The following is a 20,544-nucleotide window of genomic DNA, read 5'->3' on the forward strand; positions in this document are numbered from 1 at the left end:
GCGAACAGTCTAACGGATTTCCATCGCCTTCCAGGCTTCTTTTTCGGAAATCGCCTGGAAGATCGACGCCTTCGCCAGCGCCTCGGCCTCCCTGGCTGCGGCCACGGCGCGGTCGAAATCGCCGCCATCGGCCGCCTTCTTTGCGGCGGCCAGCGTCGAGACGGTCACGGTCCATTGGTTGCGCATGCCGGCGGCCTCCTTGGAGGCGGCCTCGGCGGCGGCAAAGGCCGCCTTGTAGTCTGCCTCATCTGCCGCGCGCGCCGCCGGCGCGAGCCCGAGGGTAAGCAGCAAGGCAAGCAGCCGGACGAAAGGGAGTGACAGCTTCATGGCCGCGCTCCCGGTCCCGATATCGGCAGGCCGTTGGCGACGTAGGACAGGAAATATTCGACGTCGCGATATTCATCCGCCTGCGGCTCCAGCGGAACCGCGCGGGTCTGGCTGTTGCAGGTGACGAAGCGGCGGCTGGTGGTGCCCATGCCGCTCCATTCGGAGCGGTAGATCGGCATCGCGTTCAGAATGCCAAGCGCCGGCGCCAGGATCTCGGCGCGGATGCGCTCACCCGGGCTCTGCACATGGCAGCTCGCGCAGGAGAAATTCAATTGGCCGCGGCGGGTGTAGAAATAGCGCTTGCCGTTCTCGAATGCCGCGAGCGCGCGAGGATCGTCGGGGATCTTGATGTCCATCGGCTTGCCGCGCGAGGTGAAGGCCATGTACGCCGTGAGCGAGGCCATCTCGTCCTTGACGTAAGAATAGGGCGCCTCGCCATTGGCCTCGCGGCAGCGGTTGAGCGCCAGCTCCAGCGTGACGACCTTGCCTTCCTTCTCGTCGAAATAAGGATAGTTCTGGCGGATGCCGATGCCGCCGTTCGGGAAGCAGTCCGCATAGGTCTTGCCGTTCTTGAACGGGGTGGCGAACATCTCCTTGCCGGCGTCGAGCGCAAACTCGTAGGGCGGGAATTCCTCCTTCTCCTGCCACTGCCGCTTCATGTCCTCGTTCATGGAATAAGGACCGTTGACGAAATCCTCGTGCTTCACATCAGGGAATTTCTGGAAGAAGAAGTTCTGGAACGCCTTGGCATCGGCGATGGGATCGACCTTGTCGGCCGCCACCACGCGTGGAGAGGTGAGGGCCAACGCGACGAGCGCGGCGCTCAACGAACCAAGCAGGATGGTGGTGCGGGCCTTCATCACGAGATCTTCGCAGTGGTCGTGTCCGACGCACCCTTGTTATCGGTCCAGGAGACCTTGAGATCGTCGCCCTTCTTGGCTCCCTTGAAGCTGAACTTGACGTAGGGGTCCTTCGAGACCGCGGTGCCCCAATCGGCAACGAAGACGTCCTTGCCGTTACATTCGAATTTCAGCTGCTGGATGTAATGCGCCGGGATCAGTTCGCCTTTGGCGTCCTTGACGAAGCCGGTATCCATCGGGTGCTGGATCAGCGCCTGCACCTCGGTGATGTCGCCGTTGGTGGTGGCGCGGACGCGAATGCTGGATGCCATCTCGATCTTCCTCGCTTAGCCGCCGCAGCCGCCGACGGTGACCTTGACCTCTTTGGTCGCGCTGTAGAGCTTGCCGTCGGCCTCCACGATCGCGACCACGTTGGTGGTCTTGGCCATCTTCAGCCGGTTGGCGACAGCAGGGATCGTGCCTTCGGGAATCCTGTAGCTGGCGGCCAGCGCGCTGGGATTCTCGGCCACGAAGAATGAAATCGAGGTGACCTTGTCGAGTGTCGTCGTCACCGAGATCGGCACCACACCGCCGTTCTCGGCGATCTCGGGGGCGTCCAGCTTGACCTTGTCGGACGGCTCGGCGGTTTTGCCGTAGAGCGCCTTGATGGCGTCAGCCTCGCTCTTTTGCTTGAACGCCTCTTCCGGATATTTGTCGTTGGCCGCGGCGCGCGCGGGCGCGGCGCCGAACGGCAGATTGCCGAGGCCGAGCAACGCGACCGAGGCTGCGCCCTGAAGGATCAGGCGCCGCGTCGCGCTTGGGCCGGTGAGTGTGGTCATCTCTGGTCTCCCAACCAAATCTCGTGGCATGCCTGAAGTCACAGGGTCTGCAGGAAATCAACGATCGCGCTGATCTCCTGTTCGGTCAAAATCCGGTTCCGGCCGAACGGCGGCATCATGGTCTGCGGATTGCGCTTGGTCTCGTCGAAGATGATCGCGGTCAGTTCGTTGCGATCGGGGTACTTGGCCTTGAGGTCCTTCAGTTCCGGCCCGATCGTTCCCGGCAGGTCGCCACCCCTGATGACATGGCAGGTCAGGCAATTGCCCTTGCCGCGGTCGAAAGCGAGTTTCTGGCCGTCGGCCACAGCGGACTGCGCCCACGCCGGGGTGGCGAGGCCGGCTGCAATGGCCAGCAAGATGAACAGAACGGGCGTCCGGGAAAAGGCGGTCAAGGCGTTATTCCGAGGCGTTATGCGATGGTCTCGATTACGAAATAGAAGCGTTCCAAAGCACAAAGGGCGCCGCCTGACAATCAAGACTATCCACGCGACAAAATGGAGTTAATATCTTCCCGATTGCAACTAAAGAGATTATTTGTTCAGCCGGCTTGGTCCGAGAGTTAGGGACCGTGGCGCGGGCCGGCTGTTTCCTGAGCGTTTGGGCGCTCAACCTGTTTTCATCGCGTTCTCGTTTTTTCAAGGGGACCTCACTTGGCTGAATATGTCGTCGAATTCGGCAGGGATGGCGGTCGGGTCGAGTCGGATGGGCGGCTCGATGCGCCGGCATTTCATCGCAATCACGAGCCGCTCTGGGCGGCACTGGAACGGCATCTCGCCGGCTGCACCGGCAACGTGGTCGAGCTCGGCAGCGGAACCGGCCAGCACGTGGTCTACTTCGCCCGTCACACGCCCGGCCTGATCTGGTGGCCCAGCGATCTCAACCAGCGCCACCTCAAGAGCATCGAGGCCTGGCGCGTTCATTCAGGTCTCAAAAACATCCGCTCGCCGCTGCGGATCGATCTCACCGATCCGGACTGGTGCCCGGAGATGAAAAGCGGGCAGGGGCCGTCGAGTCTTGCCGCATTGTTCTGCGCCAATGTCATCCACATCGCGCCATGGAGCGTCGCCGAGGGTCTGTTCGCCGGCGCCGGCCGCTATTTGCGGGCCGACGGCAAGCTGTTCCTCTACGGCCCGTTCAAGCGCGGCGGCAAGCACATCGCGCTCAGCAATGCGGTGTTCGACACCTCCCTGCGTGAAGGCAATCCCGACTGGGGCGTGCGTGACATCGCCGATGTCGAGGCGCTTGCCCGCGGCGTTGGTCTTCGCCTTGTCGATACGATGGACATGCCCGCGAACAATCTGACCTTGGTATTCGCGCGATAGGAGGTCGTCATGCCCGGGCTTGTCCCGGGCATCCACGTTCTTCGTGCACCAGCTAAGGCGTGGATGGCCCGGTCAAGCCCGGCCATGACCGTGCGGAGATGTCAGCGCCGCAAACGCTAGCCCTCGTCCTTCCACCCGATCTTGTCCTTTAAGAACCGAAAGCCAATCACCTCGAACCCGGCGCGCTCCTTGTTGTCCTTGCCGTAGCCGTGGCCACCGGCTTCAGGCTCGTAGAACCAGGCCTCGTAGCCCATGGCCTGGAGCTTTGCCGCCATCTTGCGCGCATGCCCGGGATGGACACGGTCGTCGCGTCGCGTGGTGGCGATCAGGATCGGCGGATACGGCTGGCCGGCCTTGACGTTGTGATAGGCGGAGTAGGACTTGAGCCAGTCCCACTCCTCGGGCTTGTCGGGATCGCCATATTCCGCGATCCAGCTCGCGCCGGCGAGCAGCTTCGTGTAGCGGCGCATATCGATCAGCGGGATGGTGCAGAACAGCGCGCCGAAACGTTCGGGGTATCGCACCAGCATGTTGGTGATGAGGATGCCGCCGTTCGATCCGCCCTGCGCGGCGATGCGCTTTGCCGTCGTCACACCGCGGCGGACGAGATCGGCGGCAACGGCGGCGAAATCGTCGTGCGACAGTTTCTTGCCGGCGAGCCGGCCGGCATCGTGCCAGCGCGTGCCGAATTCGCCGCCGCCGCGCAAATTCGCCTGCACCGTGGTGCCGCCACGCTCCAGCCACAGCTTGCCGAGCGACGGGTTGTAATACGGCTTCACCGAATGGGCGAAGCCGCCATAGGCGCTCATATAGACCGGTGCATCGCCGGTCTCGCCGGCGGGGCCGGTCTGTACATAGGGGATGCGTTCGCCGTCGGTCGAGATCGCTTCGTGCTGGGTCACCACGAGGCCGTCGGCGTTGAATGTTTTCGGCGCCTGCTTCAACACGGTCGGGCTCGCGACGCCGCGCTCGATCAGCAGCAACGACGGCGGCGTCAGCGGATCCTGCACATTGGCAAGCAGGTCGCCATTGCTCTCGGAGGGATGGCGATCCAGCGGCCAGATGTCGACGACGCCGATCTGCGGCAGGCCGCCGAGCGACGCGCGGCTCCAGCCTGTGGCCGACGGCGTGCAGATCTCGAATTGCGGCTGGAGCTCGTCGAGGATCGACAGCACCAGCTTGCCTCCGGTCCAGAACAGGCCTTGCAGGGCGCGGCGAGGTTCCGGCTCGAACAGCACCGCGAAATCGCGGCTGCCGGCGAGGAACGCCGAGAGCGACATGCCGAGCACGGTGTCGGCGGCATAGGTCTTGCCCTCGATCGACCAGGCTTCGCGCAGCTTCATCGCGAACCAGTCGCCATGCGCCTGCAACCAGATGCCGGTCGGCAGATCGAGCTTCGTCGTCGCACCGTCTGCGTCGCGCAGCCAGAGCGCATGATTGAAGAAGTCGATCTGGTCGACGATCCAGCTGCGCGGGGCCGCAGCGGTGTCGTCGACGATGCCGGAGATCGCCATATGATCGGCCGTGGTCTCGATGATCACCTGCGCCTGATCGACAGGCTGGCCGCGCCGCCACAGTCGAACCGTCCGGGAATATCCCGAGCTCGTCGCCATGCCTTCGCCATGGGCGCTCGACAGCAGCAGCGTGTCGGCATCGAGCCAATCGGCGCCGCCCTTGGCTTCCGACAGCGCAAATCCGTCCGCAACGAAACTCTTGGTGTCGAGGTCGAATTCCCGCAAGGTGACGGCATCGCTGCCACCGCGCGACAGCCCCAAAATGGCGCGCGCGCTTCCCGGCTGCGTGGTGATGCCGCTCAGCAGCCAGTCCTCGCCTTCGCGTGCCGCGAGCTGGTCGACATCCAGCATGATTTCCCACGTCGGATGCGGTTTGCGAAACTCCGCGAGGGAAGTCTTCCGCCACAGGCCGCGCGGGTTGGTGGCGTCCTTCCAGAGATTGTGCAGTTCGGTGCCGCGGCGGCTGACATAGGGAATGTTGTCGGGACGATCGTAGATCGCCGCGAGGATGTCGCGATCGCGCGCGAAGGCCGCTCCGCCGAACGCGTCGAGTGTCAGGCTGTTCTGCCGCGTGACGAAATCGAGCGCCTGCTTGCCTTCGATCTCCTCCAGCCAGAGCCAGGGATCGTCGTCAGGAGCGCTGAGCGTAGGCCTGTCGTCGACGGACATGAACGAAACTCCGGAAGGTCGCGGCGGATAGGATTTGATCGAGCGCAAGCCGTCAAGTGCGCGGCCCATTATCATCGGCCCGATTGCGTCAGAGACATGGCCTGCGCCCGTTTGCGCCGGTTGCCCGCCCTCCCGCGTCCCGCCATAGTGCCGGGAATCAAGCGAGCCCTTGAAAGCACTTAAAAGCCCGTTGGGGCGGAAATGCCGATGCTGGATGTGACTGCAGCCAATGAGGTCGCCGCCGACGCCCGCGTGCGCGCCAATGTGGTGCGCCTTGCTGCCGCGCAGGCGCTGACCGGCGCCAATTCGGCGGTGATCTTCGCCACCGGCTCCATCGTCGGTGCGACGCTTGCACCCGACATGTCGCTCGCGACGGTACCGCTGTCGATGTACGTGCTGGGGCTTGCGGCCGGCACGCTGCCGACCGGCGCGATATCGAGTCGCTTCGGCCGCCGCTGGGCCTTCATCATCGGCACGGGCCTGGGTACGCTCACCGGCCTGCTCGGCTGCTTCGCGATCCTGCACGCTTCGTTTCCGTTGTTCTGTCTGGCGACTTTTCTTGGCGGCCTCTACGGCGCGGTGGCGCAGTCCTATCGCTTCGCTGCCGCCGACGGCGCCAGCGCGGCGTACCGACCCAAGGCGGTGTCCTGGGTAATGGCGGGCGGCGTGTTCGCCGGCGTGCTCGGTCCGCAGCTCGTGCAATGGACCATGGATGTCTGGCAGCCTTATCTCTTCGCCTTCAGCTTCTTGGTCCAGGCGGCTGTCGCGCTCATCGCGATGGGCATCGTCGCCGGGGTCGACATGCCGAAACCGGCGCCGGCCGATCTTCATGGCGGGCGGCCGCTGCTCGAGATCGTGACCCAGCCACGCTTCATCGCAGCGGCGCTGTGCGGCGTCATCTCCTACCCCATGATGAACCTGGTGATGACCTCGGCGCCGCTTGCCATGAAGCTGTGCGGCTTGAGCGTTTCAGATTCCAATTTCGGCATTCAATGGCACATCGTCGCCATGTACGGGCCGAGCTTCTTCACGGGCGCGCTGATCGCCCGCTTCGGCGCGCGCAAGATCGTTGCCGCCGGCCTGCTGCTGGAGGCCGGCGCGGCCGGCATCGGCCTGTCCGGCATCACCGCGATGCATTTCTGGGCCACGCTGATCGTGCTCGGTGTCGGCTGGAACTTCTCCTTCATCGGCGCCTCGGCGCTGGTGCTGGAGACGCACCGGCCGCAGGAGCGCAACAAGGTGCAGGCCTTCAACGATTTCCTGGTGTTCGGCATGATGGCGATCGGCTCGTTCTCGTCCGGCCAACTGCTCGCCAGTTACGGCTGGTCCGCGGTGAACATGGTGGTGTTTCCGCCGGTGCTGCTCGGTCTCGCCGTGCTCTCGCTGGCGTCCTGGACCCGTCGCCGCAAAGCGCGGCTCGACGCGGCCATGGGCGAGTTCCCGGATGCGATCTGAGATGGCGGGAGGCTGTCAGCAGCGTTGATAGTTCGATCCAGGTCGAAGTGATTTTCTGGTGAAGGTTACTAGATGTCGTCATGGCCGGGCTTGTCCCGGCCATCCACGTCTTGAGCGCGCGGATCGAAGAACGTGGATGCCCGGAACAAGTCCGGGCATGACGGAGTAAGCGGCATGCTCGATAACCCTCGACACGACGGATCCGTCGACGAATCCTCTCTCCGCTACGAAGGCTGGCGCATCGTTGCGGTCTGCTTCCTGCTCGCGACCTTCGGCTGGGGGCTCGGCTTCTACGGCCAGAGCGTCTATGTCGCCGAGCTCCAGCGTGCGCACGGCTGGTCGGCCTCGCTGATCTCGTCGGCCACGACGTTCTTCTATCTGTTCGGCGCGCTGCTCGTCGTCTTCGTCGGCGAAGCCGTCAACAAGTACGGCCCGCGCCTCGGCCTGATCGCAGGGACGCTGGCGATGTCGGCCGCGGCGGTCGCGATCGGCGCGGTGCGCGAACCGTGGCAGCTTTATCTCGCGAACGCCGTGCTCGCCTTCGGCTGGGCCGGCACGAGCCTGGCCATGATCACCAACACGATCAGCCTGTGGTTCGACCAGAAGCGCGGCATGGCGATCAGCCTCGCGCTGAACGGCGCAAGCTTCGGCGGCATCGTCGGCGTGCCGCTGCTGGTGAGCTTGATCGGCCATGTCGGCTTCGCCAGCGCTATGTTTATCGTCGCCGGCGCCATGCTGGTACTGCTCGTGCCGGTGATCCTGATTGTCGTCGGCCGCCCGCCCGATCTCCATGGCCGGCGCGCCGCGACGAAAACGAAGCCGCAATCGTCGGCGCAGATTCGTAGCCAGGCGTTGCGCGATGTCGGCTTCCTCACCGTGACCATTGCCTTTGCTTTGGTGCTGTTCGCGCAGGTCGGCTTCATCGTCCACCTGATCTCGTTCCTCGATCCCGTGATCGGGCGCGAGCGCGCGGCCGTCGCGGTTGCGGTGCTGACCGCGATGGCGGTGATCGGCCGGGTGCTGTTCTCGCTGGTGATCGACCGACTCAACCAGCGGCTCGCCTCGGCGCTGTCGTTTCTGAGCCAGGCCGTGGCGCTTCTCGTCGTCATCAATTTGCACAATGATTACGTGCTGATCGCCGCCTGCGCGTTATTCGGCTTCTCGGTCGGCAATCTCATCACGCTGCCGTCGCTGATCGTGCAGCAGGAATTCGATTCCGCCTCGTTCGGCGTGCTGATCAGCCTCAACACTGCGATCAACCAGGTGACCTATGCGTTCGGCCCCGGCGTGGTCGGTTTTCTGCGCGATTTCTCCGGTGGCTATGAGCTGCCGTTCTATCTGTGTATTGCGCTGGAGCTGGTGGCCGCGGCGTTGATCATGGTGCGGGGGCACACAAGGCGATCGACCGCTTCAGTCTGATCGCGGCGCGCGCGGTGCCCGCTTGGGCGACCTCGCCTTTCCCAATGCCGCGACCCGCATGAGGCGGCGAAAATGCAGGCATTCCATGTGACTTGGCGCCGGACAGGCCGCGGCATGGCGCAGGCCGTCGCGCATCGCGATAAGCTTGCGGATCGTTCGGTCCAACTCGTCGGCCTTGGCGGCAAGCTTCCGCCGGTCGATACGCGGCCTTCCGTCGGGTGCGAACATCCGGGCAACTTCATCGAGCGAGAAGCCCGCCGCGCGCCCCAGCGCGATCAGCGCCAGGCGATCCAGGATCTCCAGATCGAACAGCCGGCGCAGGCCGCGCCTGCCGATCGGGGCAATCAACCGCTTTTCCTCATAGAATCGCAGCGTCGACGCCGGAACACCGGAGCGCCGTGCGACTTCGGCGATATCGATCGTCATCACGCCTCTTGACCTCAAGTTCACTTGAACTGGCAGTATGCCGCGTCCAACGCCGCCAAGGCAAGACGAAAGGGGAAACCATCATGGACGCTATGCAGAAGGCGATTGAGCAGATGAGGCTTTGGAATGGTCCCGCCGGACGCGCCTGGGTCGAGACCCAGGACATCCTGGATGAGATGTTCAAGCAATTCGAGAGGCCGCTGTGCGAGGCCGTTCCTGCCGGCTCCAATCGTCGCGTTCTGGACGTCGGCTGCGGCACTGGTGGTCTGACCGTTGCGGTCGCTCGAAAGCTCGGGCAAGGCGGCCGTGTGGTCGGCATCGACATCTCCGCGCCGATGATCGGGGCGGCGCTGGCCCGCGCCGAGCGCGAAGGCACCTCGGCCAGCTTTATCTGCGCCGATGCGCAGCACCATAAATTCGACCCGGCGAGCTTCGATACGATCATTTCACGTCTCGGCGTGATGTTCTTCGAAGACCTCGTTGCGGCCTTCGCAAATCTGAGGCGCGCTGCCGCCGAAGGCGCCGGGCTCGCCGTCGTTGCATGGCGGGGCGCAGCGGAGAATCCGTTCATGACGGCGGCCGAACGAGCCGCCGCGCCCCTTCTGCCGAATATGCCTGCCCGTCCATCCGGCGGTCCGGGGCAGTTCGCCTTCGCTGACAAAGATCGGGTCAGGACCATCCTGCTGGAGAGCGGCTGGACCGAGATCGACATCCGGCCGGTGGATATTCCATGCCGCTTTCCTGCCAGCGAACTCGCTCGCTATGTCGGTTGGCTGGGACCCGTCGGAACGATCCTGCAGGACGCCGACAGGGGATTGCGCGAAAGGGTCGTGGATGCGGTGCGGCCCGCCTTCGCCCCCTACGTGGAGGCAGATGCGATCCGTTTTACCGCCGCATGCTGGATGATCCAGGCGCGGGCTTCAACCGACGCGGCAGGCGAGGTCTCGAATGGGTGAAATGATTGAATTTCTGGTCGGCGCCGCCTTGATCGGATCCGGTGCAACGGCCGTGATCGATGGTTGGGCAGTTCTCCGCGCGCATGTTCTTGGAATCCCATCGCTAGACTATGGACTCCTAGGTCGCTGGCTCATCCTGCTCGCGCGCGGACAGTATCGGCATCTTAAGATCGCGGCACCCGATCCGGCTCCACGCGAGCGCCTGATTGGGTGGGCCGCGCACTACCTGATCGGCATTGCGTTCGCGGCCGTCTTGCTGGCGATCTGGGGGCTCGATTGGCTGCATTCCCCGCGTGTCGGCCCCGCATTGATCGTCGGAATCGGCAGCGTGGCGGCACCTTTCCTGATCATGCAGCCGGGCATGGGCCTCGGCATTGCAGCCCATCACGCGCCACGTCCCAACGTGGCGCGTCTCAACACGCTACTCACGCATGCCGTGTTCGGCGTCGGGCTCTATGTGGCCGGATGGGTCCTGAGGCTCGTGCAGTGGCGAGGTGCGGACTAGGCCTCCCGCTGCTTCAGCAGCTCCTCCACATCCAGCCGCTTCGTGAACATCGAAAGCTTGCCGTCCGGCCCGAATGGCCATTGCTCCCGCGGCTTGTCCCAATACAGCTCCACACCGTTCTGGTCCGGATCGCGCAAATACAGCGCCTCGCTGACGCCGTGGTCGCTGGCGCCGTCGAGCGCAATGCCGGCCGAGAGCACGCGGTGCAACGCATCCGCCAGCGCCGGCCGCGTCGGATAGAGGATCGCGGTGTGATAGAGCCCGGTCGCATCAGGCGGCGGCGGCGAGCCGCCCTTGCTCTCCCAGGTGTTGAGCCCGATGTGGTGGTGATAGCCGCCGGCCGAGATGAAGGCCGCGCCCGAGCCCATGCGCTGCATCAGCTCGAAACCGAGCACGCCGCAATAGAAGCCCAGCGCGCGATCGAGATCGGCGACTTTGAGATGGACGTGGCCGATCCTGGTGCCGGCGGCGACGGCTTGGTTTTGCGACATGCGGCTGCTCCGTTGATGAACTCCACACAAGTCCGGCCTCGGGACAGTGCTACCGGCCGATCCCGAAACCCAGCGTTTCCGGATAGGCAACTTACGACAGCTCCCGCACCTCGCCCTCCGGCAGCTCGAACTCAAACGTGTTCAGCGTCATCGACACCAGCGTGTAATAGCCGCAGAGACCAATCACCTCGACCACGCCGCGCTCGCCGAGCAGCTTCACCGCCTCGTCATAGAGGCCCTTCTCGACGCCGTGGCCCTCATGCAGCGATTTTGCGACGTCGTAGATCATCTTAGCCCTGGGATCGTCGAAGACGGGCGTGCGGCGGTCGCGGATCGCGTCGATGATGTCAGGGTCCATGCCGCCCGCAAGCGCCAGCCGCTTGTGCGCGTACCATTCGTAATGGGCGGTCCAGTGCCGCGCCGTCACCAGGATCGCGATCTCCGAAAGTTTCGCGGGAAATATCGTATCGTAACGCAGGACCTCGCCGAGCCGCGTGGCGTGACGGGCCATGTCGGGGCTGTTGAGCCAGGCCATCATCGGTGCCGGCGGCCTGCCGCGCTTGCCGGCAATCGACTCGTCATAGGTCTGCCGCTGGCTCTCGTTCATTTCGCCAGGCGAAAGAAGCTTCAGGCGCATTGTTGTTTCCTCTTTGTTTTCAAGCTCGCCGTGGCGGCGACTATAGCGGATGCGTGACACGGAAGTGGTTGAATTCCGCGGGAGCTTGGCCCAGAGTCGCGCCCAACAAACCGACATAGATTGATGGAAACGACCTATGACTGACTCCAGGGCCAGCGAGACTGAGACCGCCGATCTCGAAACATTCCGCAGCGAAACGCGCGCCTGGTTGGAAGCCAATTGCCCGCCGGAAATGCGCAAGCCCGCGACGTCCGACGCCGACGTGTTCTGGGGTGGACGTAACGCAAAATTTTCGTCCGAGCCGCAACGCATCTGGTTCGAACGCATGCGCGACAAGGGCTGGACCGTACCGGACTGGCCGAAGGAATATGGCGGTGGGGGCTTAAGCGCCGCGGAGCACAAGGTGCTGCGCGCGGAGATGGCCAGGATCGGCGCGCGGCCCCCGCTGTCGAGCTTCGGGATCTGGATGCTCGGGCCGGCGCTGCTGAAATACGGCAACGATGCCCAGAAGAAGGAGCATCTGCCAAAGATCGCCGCGGGCCTGATCCGCTGGTGTCAGGGCTATTCCGAGCCGAACGCCGGCTCCGATCTCGCCTCGCTGCAGACCCGCGCCGAGAGCGACGGCGATGATTTCATCATTACGGGGTCGAAGATCTGGACCTCCTATGCCAACTACGCCGACTGGATCTTCTGCCTCGTTCGCACCGATGCCGCCGCGAAGAAGCATGACGGCATCAGCTTCATCCTGTTCGACATGACCTCGAAGGGCGTGACGACCAAACCGATCCTCCTGATCTCCGGCTACTCGCCGTTCTGCGAGACTTTCTTCGACAATGTCCGCGTGCCGAAATCGCATGTGGTCGGCACCGTCAATCGCGGCTGGGACGTCGCAAAATATCTGCTCCAGCATGAGCGCGCGATGATATCAGGCATGGGCGAGCGCGGCGTCGGCCGTCCGCTGGGCCAGATTGCGGCCGATTCCGTCGGCACCGATGCGCAGGGACGGCTCGACGATTCCATGCTGCGTGGCCGCATCGCCAGCTTCGACGTCGACGAAGCGGCCCTTGGCGCCTGCGCCGAGCGCGCGGTCGATCTCGCCAAGGCCGGTCAGGCCCATCCGGCGTTCTCGTCGGCGATGAAATATTACGGGACCGAGCTCAACAAGCGCCGTTACGAGATCCTGATGTCGGCCGGCGGCGTCGATGCGCTGGAATGGGAGAGCGAGCGTTCGAAACAAGGAGCGCGTCCGCGCGCCTGGCTGCGGACCAAGGCCAACTCGATCGAGGGCGGCACCACCGAGGTCATGCTCGGCATCGTCGCCAAGCGCATCCTCGATTTGCCGGGGGCGTAACCCCAGCGTCGTTCCGGGGCGGTCCGCAGGACCGAACTAAGGTGCGCGGTTGCGCACCTGAGAACCTCGAAATTCCGGGTTCACGCTTCGCGTGCCCCGGAATGACAACAACAGACATGCATTCCGCCAGACGTTAGAGACATTGCACATGGCCCTCGTCCTCACCGAAGAACAATCGATGCTCCGCGACAGCGCGCGCGGGCTGATCAGCGACAAGGCGCCGGTGTCGCATTTGCGGCATCTGCGCGATAGCAAAGACCCCATCGGCTTCTCCAGGGAGTTTTGGCATTCCTTCGCCGAGATGGGTTTTGCCGGCTTGCTGGTGCCGGAAGAGTTCGGCGGCAGCGGCCTCGGCTATGTCGAGGCCGGGGTGGTGATGGAGGAGATCGGCCGCACGCTGATGCCCTCGCCCTTCCTCGCAACCAGCGTGGTCGCGGCCTCGGCACTGAACCGTGGCGGCAATGCCGCGCAGAAGTCGGAGTATCTGCCGAAGATTTCCAACGGCTCCCTGCTCGCGACGCTCGCGATCGACGAGGGCGCAAAACACCGCCCGCTTCAGACCAGCCTCCAGGCCGTGCGCGCCGGCAACGGCTTCAAACTCTCCGGCGCCAAGGCGCTGGTGGTCGACGGTCACGTTGCCGATCTCCTCATCGTCGCTGCGCGTACGGCCGGCTCAGCCGGCGAGCGCGAGGGGCTGACGCTGTTCCTGGTCAACCCCAAGGCCAAGGGCGTTGCGATCGAGCGCACCATCATGGTCGACGCGCACAATGCGGCGCGGATCGAGCTTGCCAATGTCGAGGTCGATGCCGACAGCGTGCTCGGCGAAGTCGACCAGGGAGCCGGCTTGCTCCACGGCGTGCTCGATATCGGGCGGGGCGCAGTGGCCTCCGAAATGGTGGGTCTGAGCGAAGAGGTGTTCAACCGTACCGTCGAGTACCTGAAGAGCCGCAAGCAGTTCGGCAAGCTGATCGGCGAATTCCAGGCGCTGCAGCACCGCGCCGCCGAACTCTATGTCGATATCGAGATCACCCGCGCCGCCGTGATGAAGGCGCTGCAAGCGCTCGATACGGACGTCGCCAAGGCGGCGTCAGCCGTCGCAGTGGCGAAAGCCCGCGCCGGCACCACCGCCACGCGCGCGGTGCAGGAAGGCGTGCAGATGCATGGCGGCATGGGCATGACCGACCAGTTCGACATCGGCTTCTTTATGAAGCGCGCGCGCGTGTGCGAGGAATTGTTCGGCGACGCCAATTACCACACCGAGCAGCTGGCAAGGGCGCGGGGGTATTGAGGCGAGGGTACCAATGGGCACAGCTGCGCCTCGAATAGAGGTGTCGTCCCGGCGAAGGCCGGGACCCATAACCCCAGGGAGCAGTTTGAGAAAGACTCGGAGTTGCTAGCTGCCGCTACAATTTCCGATGGTGGTTATGGGTCCCGGCCCCCCGTGCGCAATTGCGCACTAGGCCGGGACGACAAAGACCTCTTACCGCACCGGCGGCGCGTACTGCACGCCGCCCGCATTCCACAGCTGGTTCATGCCGCGCGGGATCTTCAGCTTCGACTTCTCGCCGATGTTGCGCTCGTACATCTCGCCGTAATTGCCGACGTGGCGGATGATGCGGACCACCCAATCCTTGGTCAGGCCGAGCTGCTCGCCGTAATTGCCCTCGGTGCCGACCAGCCGCATCACTTCCGGCTTCTTCGACTTCAGGGCCTCGTCGATGTTCTCCGAGGAGACGCCGAGCTCCTCGGCGTTGATCATCGCGTACAGCGTCCACTTCACGATCATCATCCAGTCGTCGTCGCGCTGGCGCACGACGGGGGCGAGCGGCTCCTTGGAGATCATGTCCGGCAGGATCATGCTGTCGCCGGGCTTCGACAGGTTCAGCCGCAGCGCGTAGAGCTGGGAGACGTCGGCGGAGAGCGTGTCGCATTTGCCGGTGTCGTAGGCTTTCACGACGTCGTCCAGCTTGTCGAACTTCACCTCTTCATACTTCATGTTGTTGGCACGGAAGTAATCCGCGACGTTGAGCGCCGTGGTGGTCCCGGTCTGGACGCAGACCTTGCTCCCGGTCAGGTCCAGCGCGGTCTCCTTGTTGCGCGCGCGCGGCAGCATGAAGCCTGCGCCGTCGTAATAGGCGACCGCGGGGAAATAGAGATCGTAGTCGAGCTCGCGCGCCATGCTCCAGGTCGAGTTGCGCGAGAGGATGTCCACTTTCCGGCTCTGCAATTCCTTGAAGCGCTCGTTGGCATCGAGCGCGACGAATTTCGCCTTGCTCGGGTCGTTGAAGATCGCGGAAGCCACCGCGCGGCAGAAATCGACGTCGAAGCCGGTCCAGTTGCCCTTGTCGTCGGGGATCGAGAAGCCCGGCAGGCCCTTGTTGACGCCGCACAGCACTTCGCCGCGGCGGACGGTGCGCTTCAACGTGCGGGTGTCGTAGAATTCATAGATGATGGCCAGGACGGCGACCAGCACGGCGACTGCGAGCCCGATCAGCAGGCCGCCACGAAAAGTGCGCATCATGTTGCTCTCTCGAAAAATCGGGAAAAGGAATATTCGCTAATGCGAGGAGATCAGAGTTCGGGCTTCTGCCGGATGACGACCTTGGTGCCGACAGGGACGCGATCGTAGAGATCGGCGACGTCGCGGTTGACGAGCCGGAAGCAGCCGGAGGAGACCTTGGTGCCGATCGTGTCGGGCCGGTTGGTGCCGTGGATGCGGTAGACCGTGGTGCCCAGATACATGGCGCGCGCACCGAGCGGATTACCGGGGCCGCCGGCCATGAAGCGCGGCAGATAAGGCTGGCGCTGGATCATCTCCGGCGGCGGCGTCCAGTCCGGCCACTCCTTCTTGTTGGTGATGTTCACCAGACCCTGCCACTGAAAACCGTCGCGGCCGACGCCGATGCCGTAGCGGATCGCACGACCGCCAGGCTGCACCAGATAGAGATGCCGTTCGGCGGTCGAGATGATGAGGGTGCCGGGCGCTTCGGTGGTGCGGAAGTAGACGACCTGCTTCTGCCATTCCGGATCGAGCTCATAGGCATCGTCGGCGACCAGGCCCGGCTCGTCGCCGCGGTCGGGCTGCTGGGCGTAGGCGTGGGGCGCGGACAGGATCAGGCCGATCGCAGCCACAAACACCCCGGTCAGGCGACGAAAATCCGTCATTTCAAGCTCTCCCCGCGGCCAAAGCCAAATCATCTGGAACCATCAAATCTCAGGGCCATCTTCATGGCAAGTTCAAGGCACCCTTAGACCATATGTCACGAGAATGCTTTGGTTTTTTGACGGACCGCGCGCAATGCCACAAACGGGGGATGGCGCGAAAAGCAGTGGTCGCAGCATCCTCACCGCGCGCGGCCTGTCAGATCTGGTTATTCTCAGCCGCGATCCCGAGCCGCCGGACGATCTCCGTCCCCACGGCCCGGGCCTCAGGCCTCGAACCGATGCGAGGGCTGCGAAACCGTTGTCCTGACTGCAATCGGATCACGACGATGCAGTGCTCGTCCTCGGAGCGGCCGCGGCGCTCGACCGTGATCGTCTTGACGTCGCGCCCTTCGATGTGGTCGGCGCGCAACGTGCCGTCGCCCCACAGGCGTTCGATCCGGATATCGCCCTGGCGGATGATCCAGAACGCGCCGGTCACAAGGTTGGCATAACGGGAAACGCCAAAAGCGGCGAGCGCGCCGACGGGCAGCAGCACGATGTCGACCGACCCGGGCGACAGGCCACGCCAGAGCCTGTAGGCGTAGGGAACGGCGCACAATGCGACGACGATCAGTGCGACGATCCTGATGTCTCTCTTCGAGAACGGCTCGAGGGGGTCGCCGAGACGCATCTCGGGATTGCTGGCATCGAGCGGATTGACCGGAGACTCGACGTCGGGGACGTCGAATTGCGCGGCGATCCGCGCCACCGTGTCGTGCACATGGGTGACGTCGGAGATCGGCGGCGAGGTCAGGCGTTCTCCGGAGGCCAGCGTGAAGGCCAGCTGAAAGCGGGCTTTCGCCCTCTTGCTGCCGGGAACCTGCAATCCCTTGATGTCGTCCTTGGCGACGATCCGCGTCCGCAGTTTTCCGAACGGGCGCTGCTCGCCGATCAAGATCTCGTCCGGCGTGATGATCCACACCACCGCCGGCGCCAGCATGATGATAGCGACGAACGCTGCTCCAACGAGCAGCGCGACCACGGAGATGATCACCTCCAGGGGATCGTGTGTGAACAGGCCCGGCGTGAAGCACAGCGCAACGGCAGCCGCAAAGCCGGACATGACCAGCCGCTGCGCAATCGAGGCGCCCTCGCGAAGGCGAATGTCGGTGCTGTTGGTGGCGTCGTCCATCGCGGGCGGCTGATTACGTGGCCCGCGAAACTCCACGGACGGGTCCGTGGAGTCAAGCAACAAGGGCGCGACCCGTGCCGGGCGTCAGCTATTGGCGTTCAGCAGCTTTGCCACGGTGCGGTCGATCTCGTCATAACGGCCTTCGCCCTCGTGCTGGAATACGATCTTGCCGTTCTGGTCGATGATGTACTGCGCCGGCCAATATCGGTTGCGGTAAGCGTTCCAGGTCCTGGAATCATTGTCCTGCGCCACCGGATAGGTGATGCCGTGGCGCTTCAGCGCCGCCTGCACATTGGAGGCCGAGCGCTCGAACGGGAACTCCGGCGTGTGCACGCCGACCACGACGAGGCCCTTGTCCTTGTACTTGGCATAGAGATCGGTGACGTGCGGCAGCGTGTTGACGCAGTTGACGCAGCCATAGGTCCAGAAGTCCACCAGCACGACCTTGCCGCGGAGATCGGCGATATTAAGCGGCTTCGAGTTGAACCAGTTGTTGATGCCGGCGAAGTCGGGCGCGGTGTCCTGGCTGGCGGCGGCGGTGACGACAGGGACAGCGCGCGCGGCCTCGTCGCAGATGCCGGGGATGACGGCGCCTGTTACGGCGATGCCGATCAGTGCGGCGGAGACGGCGAGCAGTTTGAAAGTCATGGAAAGATCCTCCGGTGAAGCTGAGGGATGATCACAGGCCGATCTGGCCGGTGGGATAGAAGCCGGTGAGCCACGCCACGATCAGCGTGTCGTATTGGAAGTAGGCGGCGAGCGCGAAGCCGATCACGACGACGCCAAAGCCCTGCTGCAGCCGTGGCGAAATGCGCGCGAGACTGCGCACGCGCGTGGTCGCGGCCTGCCCGCCATAGGCGATCGCCAGCATGGGAATCGCCGCGCCGATGGCGTAGGCGATCAGCAGCGTGCCGGCCCAGGTCGCCTTCTCAGTCGTTGCGACCAGCGTCAGGATCGAGCCGAGCACCGGGCCGGCACAGGGCGTCCAGACCAGGCCGAGCGTGGTGCCGAGCACGAGCCCGCCGAGTGCGCCCTCGCGCTGCGTGGCGCTGGAGTTGCCGAGATCGAGCCAGCCGTTGAGCCGGATCGACAGCCATTCGAACGGTGCCGGCCACAGCATCAACAGGCCGAAGCCGAGCAGCAGGATCGAGGCCGCTTCGCGCAGCACGTTCGGATCGAAATTAAACAGCCGCGTGATGGCGCCGAGCAGCAGCGCGGTCGCGGAGAACGAGATGACGAAGCCGAGCGCGATCATCGCCGGACGAAGATGCGAGCTGCGGCCGATTGAGGCGCCGAGCAGGATCGGCAGCATCGGCAGCGTGCACGGCGCGGCGATGGTGAGGATGCCGGCGAGGGCAGCGAAGAGAAGTTCGAGCATGGGGCACTCGTGGAGAGGGTCACGAGGGCAGTTCGGGATGAGCGAGGCAGTCGTTACGCCGCGTCACGCCTTCGTGACGGGAGTGCTGCTGCCGCAGCTGTCTGCTCCAAACACAAAACGACCCGGAGGGGGGCATCCCGTCCGGGTCGTTGGAGGTCTTGGGAGGTTTAACGAAACCGTATGTGAGCTTTATAGGAGGGAAGTTTTTCCGCCTGATGTTGTGCTTTGTTTCAATTGTTTCGTCGGCGGTAACACTTCCGTGTCCGAGATAGGGCCAAAGCCAATGGCCTATCCCATTGAAATATCTGAATTTCAGGCGGCGAAGCGCTCGACGCCACAGCCCTTAAGCAATTCGGCCAGTTGCTTGCGGGCGTAGAACATCCGGGTCTTCACCGTGCTCTGCGGGATGCCGATGATCTGGCCGACCTCCTCCACCGACTTCTCGTGGTAGTAGACCAGCGTGATGATCTCGCGATGCGCGGGCGACAGCTTCTGGACGCAGGCGCGCAGGATGGCGCTGGTGTCGCTGCGGTCGAGCGAGGTCTCCGGCGTGTCGCAACCATCGGCGATCTGGCGCACGTCTTCCTGGTCGATGTCCTCGAAGCGGCGCTGGCGCATCGCAGTCAGCGCCTTGAAGCGGGCGATCGAGAGCAGCCAGGTCGAAACCTGCGAGCGGCCCTGGAATTGGCCGGCGGTCCGCCACACGTCCAGAAACACCTGGCTCACCAGGTCTTCCGCCGTAGTCGCGTCGCGCACGATCCGCAGGATGAAGCGGTAGACGCGCACATTGTGCCGGCAATAAAGGATGTGCATGGACGTCCGGTTGCCGTCGGCAATGCTTTCGAGAAGCATGTCGTCCGAGGTCGCCTGAGCGGCAATGATGCTGTGGCTGGCTTGGGCGTTGATGGCGATGACGTTCGGCATTGACTTGGCTCCCCGTAGCGCCGCAACCGAGCGGCGTTTCCTTGGACCAAAGTGTTAATGAGCCAACGTTTCGGGACGTCTGCACGAAAAGCGGAAAATGGTTTCGTGCGCCGACAAATTGTTTCGTCGAATTAGCCGCGACGAAACATTCGGGGCAAAAAAGCGTGGAATTTCAAGGTACGGAAAATACGGGGGTGGGGATTAGGCCGCCAGCGGAGGCGCCGGGAACGTATTTCGGGCTTTTGCGTTCGCACTCCCCGTGTCGTCCTGGACAAGCGAGCAAAGCGAGCGCCGATGCAGGACCCATTACCCCAGGGAGACGTTTTGCGGAGACGTGTGGTTGCCAGCTCGCGCCACAATCTCTGCCTGGGGTAATGGGTCCTGGCGTTCGCCAGGACGACAATGGAGCCCCTACGCCTTCTCACCCGCCGGCGAGAACAAATAGCCGCCGCCGCGGATGGTGCGGATCACGGCGGGTTTTGCCGGATCGGGCTCGATCTTGCGGCGGATGCGCATGATGCGCAGGTCGACGGCGCGGTCGAAGGCTTCGGCGTCGCGGGCATTGGCCAATTCCAGCAGGCGCTCGCGCGACAGCACGCGCTTCGGATTGGCCGCGAACACTTTCAAGAGCCCGAACTCGGATGCGGTCAGCGGGTGCTCGTTGCCCTCGTCGTCGCGCAAGGCCTGCGCTTCGAGATCGAGCCACTTGGTCCCGAACCGTACCAATTGCTCCTTGTCCGATTTCGCAGCCGCCGCGTCCGCCACGGCTTTCGCCGGCGCGCTCCGGCGCAGCACCGAGCGGATGCGTGCCATCAGCTCACGCAGCTCGCACGGCTTGGCCACGTAATCGTCGGCGCCGAGCTCGAGGCCGACGACGCGGTCGATCGGGCTTGCCGTCGCCGTCAGCATGATCACCGGCACGTTGATGCGGCTCTTGAGGTCGCGGATGATCGAGAGCCCGTCTTCCTCCGGCATGTTGAGGTCGAGCACGACGAGGTCGGGCATGCTGCCGTCGATCGCCGTGCGCAACGACTTACCGCCGTCGCACAGCGTCACGGTGAAGCCGTGCATCTTGAGGTAATCGCCGACCATCTCCCGGGCCGGGGCCTCGTCGTCGACGATCATGATGTGCTGGCTTTGGGTCATGGTCCTGAGA

General features: G+C 64.1%; 23 protein-coding genes. 7 read left to right on the forward strand and 16 right to left on the reverse strand.

What is annotated here, in order from left to right; translation table 11 throughout:
• Nucleotides 1-9 precede the first annotated feature (9 nt).
• From IVB50_RS12515 to soxX, 5 genes are read right to left on the reverse strand one after another with little or no spacing between them, the layout of a single operon-like run.
• Complete coding sequence (locus IVB50_RS12515; RefSeq protein ID WP_018455984.1) at nucleotides 10-327, reverse strand: hypothetical protein; 318 nt, start codon at nucleotides 325-327, stop codon at nucleotides 10-12.
• A complete protein-coding gene (soxA, locus tag IVB50_RS12520) occupies nucleotides 324-1,187 on the reverse strand; it encodes a sulfur oxidation c-type cytochrome SoxA (protein ID WP_018455985.1) in 864 nt (287 codons plus the stop codon). The genes IVB50_RS12515 and soxA overlap by 4 nt, the downstream gene beginning before the upstream one ends.
• Nucleotides 1,187-1,498, reverse strand: a complete 312-nt coding sequence (gene soxZ / locus IVB50_RS12525) for a thiosulfate oxidation carrier complex protein SoxZ (RefSeq protein ID WP_018455986.1) — start codon at nucleotides 1,496-1,498, stop codon at nucleotides 1,187-1,189. Before soxZ ends, soxA begins: the two co-directional genes overlap by 1 nt.
• A 15-nt stretch (nucleotides 1,499-1,513) precedes the next feature.
• Nucleotides 1,514-2,005 (reverse strand): thiosulfate oxidation carrier protein SoxY, encoded by a 492-nt coding sequence (gene soxY / locus IVB50_RS12530; RefSeq protein ID WP_018455987.1) that lies wholly within the window; start codon nucleotides 2,003-2,005, stop codon nucleotides 1,514-1,516.
• A 38-nt stretch (nucleotides 2,006-2,043) separates the two neighbouring features.
• Nucleotides 2,044-2,397 carry a sulfur oxidation c-type cytochrome SoxX gene (gene soxX / locus IVB50_RS12535; protein WP_018455988.1) on the reverse strand — a complete coding sequence of 118 codons (354 nt, stop codon included), beginning with the start codon at nucleotides 2,395-2,397 and terminating at the stop codon, nucleotides 2,044-2,046.
• A 258-nt stretch (nucleotides 2,398-2,655) separates the two neighbouring features.
• On the opposite strand from soxX, the gene IVB50_RS12540 reads away from it, so the two are divergent.
• Nucleotides 2,656-3,327: a DUF938 domain-containing protein gene (locus IVB50_RS12540; RefSeq protein ID WP_018455989.1), complete on the forward strand. Its 672-nt coding sequence runs from the start codon at nucleotides 2,656-2,658 to the stop codon at nucleotides 3,325-3,327.
• Between the two features lie 116 nt (nucleotides 3,328-3,443).
• On the opposite strand, the gene IVB50_RS12545 is transcribed toward IVB50_RS12540, so the two are convergent.
• Nucleotides 3,444-5,510, reverse strand: a complete 2,067-nt coding sequence (locus tag IVB50_RS12545) for a prolyl oligopeptidase family serine peptidase (RefSeq protein ID WP_026233064.1) — start codon at nucleotides 5,508-5,510, stop codon at nucleotides 3,444-3,446.
• A 207-nt stretch (nucleotides 5,511-5,717) separates the two neighbouring features.
• On the opposite strand from IVB50_RS12545, the gene IVB50_RS12550 reads away from it, so the two are divergent.
• Both IVB50_RS12550 and IVB50_RS12555 read left to right on the forward strand, forming a co-directional pair.
• The gene (locus IVB50_RS12550; RefSeq protein ID WP_018455991.1) at nucleotides 5,718-6,965 is read left to right on the forward strand and encodes an MFS transporter; all 1,248 of its coding nucleotides are present in this window, start codon (nucleotides 5,718-5,720) and stop codon (nucleotides 6,963-6,965) included.
• Between the two features lie 174 nt (nucleotides 6,966-7,139).
• Nucleotides 7,140-8,384: an MFS transporter gene (locus IVB50_RS12555; RefSeq protein ID WP_018455992.1), complete on the forward strand. Its 1,245-nt coding sequence runs from the start codon at nucleotides 7,140-7,142 to the stop codon at nucleotides 8,382-8,384.
• Here IVB50_RS12555 and IVB50_RS12560 read toward each other — a convergent pair.
• The gene (locus IVB50_RS12560) at nucleotides 8,376-8,813 is read right to left on the reverse strand and encodes a helix-turn-helix domain-containing protein (protein WP_026233065.1); all 438 of its coding nucleotides are present in this window, start codon (nucleotides 8,811-8,813) and stop codon (nucleotides 8,376-8,378) included. The genes IVB50_RS12555 and IVB50_RS12560 overlap by 9 nt on opposite strands.
• 173 nt (nucleotides 8,814-8,986) lie before the next feature.
• Between IVB50_RS12560 and IVB50_RS12565 the strand changes: the two genes are divergently transcribed.
• Both IVB50_RS12565 and IVB50_RS12570 read left to right on the forward strand, forming a co-directional pair.
• A complete protein-coding gene (locus tag IVB50_RS12565; RefSeq protein ID WP_245288425.1) occupies nucleotides 8,987-9,766 on the forward strand; it encodes a class I SAM-dependent methyltransferase in 780 nt (259 codons plus the stop codon).
• Nucleotides 9,759-10,271 carry a DUF2938 domain-containing protein gene (locus tag IVB50_RS12570; RefSeq protein WP_018455995.1) on the forward strand — a complete coding sequence of 171 codons (513 nt, stop codon included), beginning with the start codon at nucleotides 9,759-9,761 and terminating at the stop codon, nucleotides 10,269-10,271. Before IVB50_RS12565 ends, IVB50_RS12570 begins: the two co-directional genes overlap by 8 nt.
• Here the strand turns inward: IVB50_RS12570 and IVB50_RS12575 are convergent.
• Together IVB50_RS12575 and IVB50_RS12580 are read right to left on the reverse strand one after the other, a co-directional pair.
• Nucleotides 10,268-10,762 (reverse strand): VOC family protein, encoded by a 495-nt coding sequence (locus IVB50_RS12575; RefSeq protein WP_018455996.1) that lies wholly within the window; start codon nucleotides 10,760-10,762, stop codon nucleotides 10,268-10,270. The two genes, IVB50_RS12570 and IVB50_RS12575, sit on opposite strands and share 4 nt — an antisense overlap.
• Before the next feature lie 91 nt (nucleotides 10,763-10,853).
• Nucleotides 10,854-11,399, reverse strand: coding sequence for a carboxymuconolactone decarboxylase family protein (locus IVB50_RS12580; RefSeq protein WP_018455997.1), 546 nt, complete (start codon nucleotides 11,397-11,399; stop codon nucleotides 10,854-10,856).
• Nucleotides 11,400-11,535: 136 nt separating this feature from the next.
• Here IVB50_RS12580 and IVB50_RS12585 point away from each other — a divergent pair, with 136 nt between their 5' ends.
• Nucleotides 11,536-12,750, forward strand: coding sequence for an acyl-CoA dehydrogenase family protein (locus tag IVB50_RS12585; RefSeq protein ID WP_085349645.1), 1,215 nt, complete (start codon nucleotides 11,536-11,538; stop codon nucleotides 12,748-12,750).
• 148 nt (nucleotides 12,751-12,898) lie between these two features.
• The gene (locus tag IVB50_RS12590; RefSeq protein WP_018455999.1) at nucleotides 12,899-14,038 is read left to right on the forward strand and encodes an acyl-CoA dehydrogenase family protein; all 1,140 of its coding nucleotides are present in this window, start codon (nucleotides 12,899-12,901) and stop codon (nucleotides 14,036-14,038) included.
• Between the two features lie 192 nt (nucleotides 14,039-14,230).
• On the opposite strand, the gene IVB50_RS12595 is transcribed toward IVB50_RS12590, so the two are convergent.
• The 7 genes from IVB50_RS12595 to IVB50_RS12625 form a co-directional block, all read right to left on the reverse strand.
• Nucleotides 14,231-15,268 carry an amino acid ABC transporter substrate-binding protein gene (locus IVB50_RS12595; RefSeq protein ID WP_026233067.1) on the reverse strand — a complete coding sequence of 346 codons (1,038 nt, stop codon included), beginning with the start codon at nucleotides 15,266-15,268 and terminating at the stop codon, nucleotides 14,231-14,233.
• Between the two features lie 53 nt (nucleotides 15,269-15,321).
• Nucleotides 15,322-15,915: a L,D-transpeptidase gene (locus IVB50_RS12600; protein ID WP_018456001.1), complete on the reverse strand. Its 594-nt coding sequence runs from the start codon at nucleotides 15,913-15,915 to the stop codon at nucleotides 15,322-15,324.
• Between the two features lie 196 nt (nucleotides 15,916-16,111).
• Complete coding sequence (locus IVB50_RS12605) at nucleotides 16,112-17,086, reverse strand: hypothetical protein (RefSeq protein ID WP_018456002.1); 975 nt, start codon at nucleotides 17,084-17,086, stop codon at nucleotides 16,112-16,114.
• 84 nt (nucleotides 17,087-17,170) lie between these two features.
• Nucleotides 17,171-17,734, reverse strand: coding sequence for a thioredoxin family protein (locus IVB50_RS12610; RefSeq protein WP_018456003.1), 564 nt, complete (start codon nucleotides 17,732-17,734; stop codon nucleotides 17,171-17,173).
• Between the two features lie 31 nt (nucleotides 17,735-17,765).
• Complete coding sequence (locus IVB50_RS12615) at nucleotides 17,766-18,464, reverse strand: cytochrome c biogenesis CcdA family protein (RefSeq protein WP_018456004.1); 699 nt, start codon at nucleotides 18,462-18,464, stop codon at nucleotides 17,766-17,768.
• Nucleotides 18,465-18,776: 312 nt separating this feature from the next.
• On the reverse strand, nucleotides 18,777-19,388 hold the full coding sequence (locus IVB50_RS12620; RefSeq protein WP_247295948.1) for a sigma-70 family RNA polymerase sigma factor: 612 nt from the start codon (nucleotides 19,386-19,388) through the stop codon (nucleotides 18,777-18,779).
• Nucleotides 19,389-19,799: 411 nt separating this feature from the next.
• Complete coding sequence (locus tag IVB50_RS12625) at nucleotides 19,800-20,534, reverse strand: response regulator (RefSeq protein ID WP_018456006.1); 735 nt, start codon at nucleotides 20,532-20,534, stop codon at nucleotides 19,800-19,802.
• Between the last annotated feature and the right edge of the window lie 10 nt (nucleotides 20,535-20,544).

Origin of the sequence: Bradyrhizobium sp. 87, from assembly GCF_023073015.1 — a bacterium.
Classification (GTDB): domain Bacteria; phylum Pseudomonadota; class Alphaproteobacteria; order Rhizobiales; family Xanthobacteraceae; genus Bradyrhizobium; species Bradyrhizobium canariense_D.